Annotated in this window: 6 protein-coding genes; all 6 read right to left on the bottom strand. The window is 77.7% G+C overall.

All coding sequences use genetic code 11. From position 1 onward, the window contains the following. Positions 1–135 precede the first annotated feature (135 nt). Positions 136–1,281 (bottom strand): cobalt-precorrin-5B (C(1))-methyltransferase, encoded by a 1,146-nt coding sequence (locus V6U81_RS28810; protein ID WP_334494173.1) that lies wholly within the window; start codon positions 1,279–1,281, stop codon positions 136–138. After that, the gene (cobM, locus tag V6U81_RS28805; RefSeq protein WP_334494171.1) at positions 1,278–2,102 is read right to left on the bottom strand and encodes a precorrin-4 C(11)-methyltransferase; all 825 of its coding nucleotides are present in this window, start codon (positions 2,100–2,102) and stop codon (positions 1,278–1,280) included. Before cobM ends, V6U81_RS28810 begins: the two co-directional genes overlap by 4 nt. Beyond that, positions 2,099–2,848, bottom strand: a complete 750-nt coding sequence (gene cobI, locus V6U81_RS28800) for a precorrin-2 C(20)-methyltransferase (RefSeq protein ID WP_334494169.1) — start codon at positions 2,846–2,848, stop codon at positions 2,099–2,101. Before cobI ends, cobM begins: the two co-directional genes overlap by 4 nt. Continuing rightward, positions 2,845–4,182 (bottom strand): cobyrinic acid a,c-diamide synthase CobB, encoded by a 1,338-nt coding sequence (locus tag V6U81_RS28795; protein ID WP_334494175.1) that lies wholly within the window; start codon positions 4,180–4,182, stop codon positions 2,845–2,847. Before V6U81_RS28795 ends, cobI begins: the two co-directional genes overlap by 4 nt. Before the next feature lie 98 nt (positions 4,183–4,280). Then, the gene (gene cobO, locus V6U81_RS28790) at positions 4,281–4,892 is read right to left on the bottom strand and encodes a cob(I)yrinic acid a,c-diamide adenosyltransferase (protein ID WP_334494167.1); all 612 of its coding nucleotides are present in this window, start codon (positions 4,890–4,892) and stop codon (positions 4,281–4,283) included. After that, positions 4,892–5,598 (bottom strand): vWA domain-containing protein (locus V6U81_RS28785; RefSeq protein WP_334494165.1); only part of this gene is annotated, 707 nt, incomplete at its 5' end. The genes cobO and V6U81_RS28785, both read right to left, overlap by 1 nt.

Raw genomic sequence — 5,598 nt, 5'->3', positions numbered from 1 at the left:
CCGCGCCGACGACCAGCCGGGCGGCGGCCAGCGCGGTCCCCGCCTCCGGGCCGGGCGGCCGGCCGGCGGCGTCCATCCCCAGCACGGTCAGCGGCGTGGTCGGGACCGCCCCGGCGGTGGGCGGCGGCAGCGCGGTCATGCCGCCCACCGGCCCGAGGAGGCGACGACCCGGGCGCCGGCGAAGTCCACCATGGCCACGTCCACGTCGACCGCCGCACCGGCGAAGCGGCGCAGCACCTGGCGGACCCGCTGGCAGAGCAGGTCACCGGCGGGGCCGAGCAGCCCGGCGGCCTCCCACAGCTCGTACGCGTGCCGCCCGGTGTTCGCCGCCGCGACCGCCGCGACCAGGTCGGCGTCGCCGCCGGCCTCGGCGGTGACCGCGCCGAGCAGCGAGAGGTCCACCCTGGACCGGGTGTAGTGGGTCATCAGGATGCCGGCGGCGAGCTTGGCCAGCTTGCCGGCCATCCCGACGAAGACCACCCCGGTCATCCCGTCACCGACCGCGGCGGTGACCGCCGCTCCGGTGAAGTCGCCCACCTCGACGAAGCAGACCTCGGGCAGCTCGGGCAGGAGCGCCCGGGCGGCCCGCTCGGTACGCCCACCCGTGCAGAGCACCACGGTCCGCTCCCCCTGCGCGGCCATCACGTGCACCGCCTGCACCACGCTGGCCCGCCAGGAGGCGGTGGAGAACGGCCGGACGATCCCGGTCGTGCCGAGGATGGAGATGCCGCCGATGATGCCGAGCCGCCGGTTGGTGGTCTTGCGGGCCATCAGCTCGCCGCGCGGCACGCTGATCACCACCCGGACGCCGACCTCGGTCAGGTCGACCACCTCGGCGACGGCCTGGCCGATCATCCGGCGCGGGGTCTCGTTGATCGCCGGCCCACCCACGGCCAGGCCGAGCCCCGGCCTGGTGACCGTGCCGACGCCGGGCCCGCCGTCGAGCCGCAGCCCGGGTGGGTCCCGCCAGTCCACGGTGGCGGTCAGCTCCGCGCCGTGGGTGACGTCCGGGTCGTCGCCGGCGTCCTTGACCACCACCGCCTCGGCCCGCCGCGCGGGATCCAGGTCGCAGCGGGCCACCGCGAAGGTGACCCGCCGACCGGCCGGCAGCCCGATCTCCACCTCGTGCTGCGGCACGCCGGTGACCAGCGCGGTCACCGCCGCCTTGGCCGCCGCCGTCGCGCACGCGCCGGTGGTCCAGCCGGTGCGCAGCGCGGTGGGCCGGACCTTCGCGGTACGCGGCAGGTCCGGCTCGCGCAGCGGCGGCTCGGCGTACGTCATCGCGGGCCGTCCCCCGCTCCGGTGGTGCGGGCGCGGCGCAGTTCGGCGCGGGCGGTCGGCTCGGCCCTGCGGAAGGTGTGGAAGTGCCCGGGGTGGTACAGGTGCGAGCGGGTGCCGGTGGCGGCGAGCGCCGGACCGACCAGGAAGAGGGTGTGTTTCCAGAGCCGGTGCTGCTTGACGGTGGCCTCCAGCTCGCCGAGCGCGCAGCGGACCACCAGCTCGTCCGGCCAGGTCGCCTGGTACGCCACCACCACCGGGGTGTCCGCCGGGTAGCCGCCGGCGAGCAGCTCCGCCTGCGCCTGCCCGGAGCGGGCGGCGGAGAGGAAGAGCGCCATGGTGGTGCCGTGCCGGGCGAAGTCGCGGACCCGCTCCCCCGCCGGCATCGGCGTCTTGCCGCCCTCGAGGCGGGTGAGGATCACCGACTGGGCCACCTCGGGGATGGTCAGCTCCCGGCCGACGATCGCCGCCACGGCGGTGAACGAGGAGACCCCGGGCACGATCTCCACCGCCAGGTCGAGCGCCCGGCACAGGTCGAGCTGTTCCTGCACCGCACCCCAGAGCGCCGGGTCGCCGGAGTGGATCCGGGCCACGGTCAGCCCCTCGGCGGCGGCCCGCCGGTAGAGCGGCAGCACCCCCTCGATGGGCAGCTGCGACGAGTCGACGATCTCCGCGTCGGGGCGGGCGTGGGCGAGCACGTCGGCGTGCACCAGGCTGGCCGCCCAGATCACCACGTCGGCCTCGGCGATCACCCGGGCGGCGCGCAGGGTGAGCAGGTCGGCCGCGCCCGGCCCGGCCCCGACGAACCACACTTTTCCGGTCACAGCTTTCCTCCCCGCCGGTCCCGTTGGGCCGGGACCAGCAGCGTCGACAGGTACGGCAGGTCGTCGTCGGCGGCATCCACCGGCCCGACCCGCTCGCCGGGCAGGCCGAGCGCGCGGCCGAGCACGGCGTCGCCGAGCCGGCCCTGCCGGCGCAGCTCACCGACCAGCTCCGGGTGCCGCCGCCAGCCCTTGTAGGCGACGACCGTGCCGGGGCCGGCGAGCGCGTCGGCGAAGAGCGCCAGGCCGGCGGTGGCCGGGAGCAGGGTCAGCGGCTCGCGCCCCTCGCAGAGCGGGACGCCGCTGCGGGCCGACAGCTCCTGCATGGCGGTGACGCCGGGCACCGTGCGGACCTCGACCTGCGGGCGCGCCGCGCGGACGCCGTGAGCGAGGTAGCCGAAGGTGGAGTAGACGTTCGGGTCGCCGATGGTGGCGAACGCGACCGCCCGGGCCCCGCCGTCGACCACCTCGACCACCGCGCGGGCGGCGGCGTCCCAGGCCCGCTCGCGGCGGGCGGTCACCCCGCCCCGGTCGTCGAGGGCGAAGGGCAGCCGGCGCAGCCGGTCCGCCGCCACGTGCGCGAGCACGGTGGACTCGGCCCGGCCCGGGGGCGCGTCGCCGGCCGCGGCGAACCGGTCCATCACGGGTACGAAGACCACGTCGGCCTCGCCCAGCACCCGGACCGCCTTCAGGGTGAGCAGCTCCGGGTCGCCCGGCCCGACCCCGACCCCGGTGAGGACGGCGCTCACCGGCTCGCCGCCTCGACCAGCCGGCGGGCGGCCGACGGCTGGCCGGCCCAGTGGGTGTGCAGGTAGGAGGCGTGCACCCGGTCGTCGACGAAGCCGTGCTCGGCGCCGTCGAAGCGCCAGGCGGGCCGGTCGCCGTGCCCCGGGTCGGTGGCGGTGCGGTGGAACTCGTGTCCGCGCACCGGCTGGCCGGCGGGGTGCGCCGGGCTGTCGGTGACGGCGACCGCGTCGCGGTAGCCGAGGGTGAGCCGGCCGGTCATCGCGGCGGTGTGGTCGAGCCGCCCGCACATCGGCACCCCGTCGAGGGAGCGGCCCAGGTAGAGCAGGCCGGCGCACTCGGCCACGATCGGGCCGTCGAAGCCGGCCAGTTCGGCGCGGAGCGCGGTGTTCCCGGCGAGCGCGTCGGCATGCACCTCGGGGAAGCCGCCGCCGATCACCACGGCCCGGGTGCCGGCGGGCAGGGCCGGGTCGCGCAGCGGGTCGACGGTCACCACGTCCGCGCCGGCCGCGGCGAGCAGCTCGGCGGTCTCGGCGTACGAGAAGGTGAAGGCCGGACCACCGGCGACCGCGACGACCGGGCGGGTCCCCCCGGCGGGCCCACCGACGGCGGCGACCGGATCCCACGCCGGGGCGGTCAGCGGCGGCGCGGTGCCGGCCAGCTCGAGCACCGCGTCCAGGTCCACGGTGGACTCGACCAGCTCGGCGAGCGCGGCGACGACGGCGAGGGACTCCGGCGCCCGCTCGGCGACCGGCACCAGCCCGAGGTGCCGCGACGGCGCGGCGACCTCGGCGGCGCGGGTGACCGCCCCGAGCACCGGCACGCCCACCTCGGCGAGCGCGTCGCGCAGCAGCCGTTCGTGCCGGGGCGAGCCGACCCGGTTGAGGATCACCCCGCCGATCCGCACCCCCGGGTCGAAGGCGCGCATGCCGAGCACCAGCGCGGCGGCCGAGCGGCCCTGCGCGGTGGTGTCGAGCACCAGCAGCACCGGCGCGGCGATCAGCCGGGCGACGTGCGCGGTGGAGGCGTACGCCCCGCGGCCGACCGCGCCGTCGTGCAGCCCCATCACCCCCTCGACGACGGCGACGTCGGCGGGGGTGGGGACGCTGGCGCCGTGCCGCAGCAGCGGCGCGATCCGGTCCTCGCCGACCAGCCACGGGTCGAGGTTGCGGCCGGGCCGGCCGGCGGCGAGGGCGTGGTAGCCGGGGTCGATGTAGTCCGGGCCGACCTTGTGCGGGCTGACGGTCAGCCCGCGGCGGCGCAGCGCGGCGAGCAGCCCGGTCGTCACGGTGGTCTTGCCGTGCCCGCTGGCCGGGGCGGCCACCACCAGCCGGGGCAGCGCCCACGCCTCGCCGGGGGCGGACTCCGGCGGGGTGGGACGGGCGGCCGGCGCGGTGCGGCCGTCGGAGCGGCGCGGGTCGCGGCGACGGCCGGGGGTCACCATTCGATCCCCCGCTGGCCCTTCTGGCCGGCGTCCATCGGGTGCTTCACCTTGGTCAGCTCGGCGACCAGGTCGGCGGCCTCGACCAGCCGGGGGTCGGCGTCCCGGCCGGTGATCACCACGTGCTGAAAGCCCGGCCGGTCGGCCAGGGTGGCGACCACCTCGTCGGTGTCCACCCAGCCCCACTTCATCGGGTAGGTGAACTCGTCGAGGACGTAGAGGCCGTAGCGCTGCGCGGCCAGGTCGCGCTGGATCTGCCGCCAGCCCTCCAGGGCGTCGGCGGCGTGGTCGGCCTCGCCGCCGCGCTGGATCCAGGACCAGCCCTCGCCCATCTTGTGCCAGGCCACCGGGGCGCCCTGCCCGGTGCGCTCGTGGACCTCGCCGAGGGCGCGGAAGGCGTTCTCCTCGCCCACCCGCCATTTGGCGCTCTTGACGAACTGGAACACCCCGACCGGCAGCCCGGCGGTCCACGCGCGCAGGGCCAGCCCGAACGCCGCCGTCGACTTTCCCTTCATCTGCCCGGTGTGGACGATGGTCAGCGGTCGGTGCCGCCGCTGCCGGGTGGTCAATCCGTCGGCGGGTACCTGCGAAGGCTTTCCCTGCGGCATCAGGCGACGCTCCTGTCCGGGGTGGCGAGGTGGACGAGCGGGTCGGTGGTGACCCGGTCGAGGGGGTGGTGGTCGGCGCGCAACTGCCCGGCCAGCCGGCGGGCCAGGCCGAGGCGGACCGGCCCGGACTCGCAGTCGACGACGACGCAGGGTGCGCCGGTGCCGTGCAGCACGGCCGCGGCGCGGGCGGCCCGGTCCAGCGGGCGGTGGCCGGCGGTGGCCCGGCCGTCGGTGACGACCAGCACCAGCGGGCGGCGGCGCGGGTCGCGCAGCCGTTCCACCCGGAGCAGGTCGGCGGCGGCGAGCAGCCCCTCGGCGAGCGGGGTGCGCCCGCCGGTGGGCAGCTCGGCCAGCCGGGTGGAGGCGGCCAGCACGGAGGAGGTGGCCGGCAGCAGGGTCCGCGCGCCGGCACCCCGGAAGGCGATCACGGCGACCTTGTCCCGACGCTGGTAGGCGTCGGTGAGCAGGGCGAGCACCGCCCCCTTGACGGCGGACATCCGGGTCCGGGCGCCCATCGACCCGCTGGTGTCGACGACGAAGAGCACCAGGTTGCCCTCGCGCCCCTCGCGGACCGCCTCGCGCAGGTCGTCGGGGCGCAACCGGACCGGCCCGTCGACCCGGCCCCGGCCGGCCTGCCGGGGCGCGGCGGCCCGCAGCGTCGCCGGCAGGTGCAGCGCGCCGGGCCGCCCGGCGGGGACCCGGGACC

The sequence above is a fragment of the Micromonospora lacuserhaii genome (genome assembly GCF_036902735.1).
Taxonomy (GTDB): domain Bacteria; phylum Actinomycetota; class Actinomycetes; order Mycobacteriales; family Micromonosporaceae; genus Micromonospora.
The sequence above is the reverse complement of the archived record's forward strand: the minus strand, read 5'-3'. Positions and strand labels throughout refer to the sequence as shown.